The sequence below is a fragment of the Mycobacterium sp. 94-17 genome (assembly GCF_035617725.1).
Classification (GTDB): Bacteria; Actinomycetota; Actinomycetes; order Mycobacteriales; family Mycobacteriaceae; genus Mycobacterium.
In genome coordinates, this window is sequence record NZ_JAPIYN010000055.1 from 1 (window position 1) to 1,856 (window position 1,856).

General features: G+C 67.3%; 1 protein-coding gene. It reads right to left on the reverse strand.

From position 1 onward, the window contains the following. On the reverse strand, positions 1-1,856 hold a 1,856-nt coding region (locus OQ789_RS25570; protein ID WP_324689182.1), incomplete at both ends, for an AMP-binding protein.

A 1,856-nucleotide genomic window follows, 5' to 3' on the forward strand; every position in this document is an offset into this window, starting at 1 on the left:
AGCATCACCCGACCCGGCGCCCACCGCTGCACCACCTCCACCGGACACGCCTCACCAGCCACCACCAACGCCGCCGACCCCAACCCCCCCGGCGACAACACCGCCGCCGCCGACGGGGTCTGACACACCACCGTGACCCGCTCAGCCACCAGCAGGGCATGGAAATCCTGCGGCGAGCCCGCCACCACCCCGGGAACCACCACCAGGCGCCCACCCCCCAGCAGCGCCCCGAAAACCTCCCACACCGACACATCGAAGGCATACGAATGCCACTGCGACCACACCCCCGCCCCCGCCAGATACGCCCCCACCGACGCCACCAACTGCGCCACATTGCCGTGCGTGACCGCCACCGCCTTCGGCACCCCCGTCGTGCCCGAGGTGTACATCAAATACGCCACATCCCCCACCGCCGGCGCCGGCAGCGCGGTGCACGGACAGTCCTGAACCCCCGGATCATCCACCTCGAGGACCGCCACGCCACCCCCGCCCAATCGCGGACGTAAATCCGCGGTGGTCACCACCACCACCGGGGCGGCATCGCCGAGCACAAACCCGATCCGCGGCTGCGGCAACCCCGGATCAATCGGCACATACGCCGCCCCGGACTTCAGCACCGCCACCATCGCCACAACCGCCTCCGCCGAGCGCGGCAACAGCAACCCCACCCGCTGCCCCGGGCCCGCCCCGTGGCCAACCAACAGATGCGCCAACCGGTTCGCCGCCTCATCCAGCTCGCGATACGTCCACGACCGCTGCCCGCACGTCAGCGCCACCGCCTCAGGAGCCCGCGCCACCTGCTGCGCGAACAACACCGGAATCGAATCAGCCTGCGACACCGGCCGGTCCAGCACCGCCCGGTTACCCCACGCCTCCAGCCGGGCATGCTCGGCCGCATCGAGCACCCCGATCGAGCACAATGCCCGGGCCGGATCCAGCACCATTGCCTGCAATATTCGTTGCAGACGATCCATCAACGTCTCGACACCGGCCGCGTCGAACACCCCGGTATCGAACTCCACCCGAAAATCCAACTCACGACCCGGCCGGGCCTGCACCGCCAACGGATAATGGGTGTACTCCCGCGCCGTGAACCCGGCAATCGCCAACCCATCCACCCCCAACGGCGCACCCGTATCAATCGGATAGTTCTCGAACACAAACAACGTGTCGAACAACTGATCCAGACCCGCCACCCGATGAATCCCCGACAACGCCAAATGCTGATGCTCCACCGTCGCGTTATGCGCATCTTGCAACTGCGCCAACAACTCCACCGTGCTCATCGCCGCACCCATCCGCGCACGCACCGGCACCGTGTTGATCAACAACCCCACCATCGACTCCGCACCCACCACCTCAGCCGGCCGCCCCGACACCGCCACCCCAAACGCCACATCAACACGACCGGTCAACCACATCAACAACTGCGCCCACGCCCCCTGCAACACCACATTGACCGTCGTGTGCTGCGCACGCGCCAACTCCCCCACCGCCCGCGTGAGCTCCACCGCAACCCGACACGACACCACCGACCGCCCACCCAACTCCAACCGCCCCGGCCGACCCACCAACGTCGGGACATCAAACCCGGCCAACACCTCCCCCCACACCACCCGCGCCGCCGCCACATCACGCCCCGCCAACCAACTCACAAAACTGCGATACGGCACCGGCGCCGCCAACCGCTGCCCGTAATAACTCGCGAACACCTCCCGCAACACAATCGGCAACGACCAGCCATCCATCACAATGTGATGATTGGTCAACACCAACCGATGCCGATCGGCCCCAATCCGGACCAACACCACCCGAAACGCCGACTGCCCGCCCACATCACACACCGCGGCGCGCTC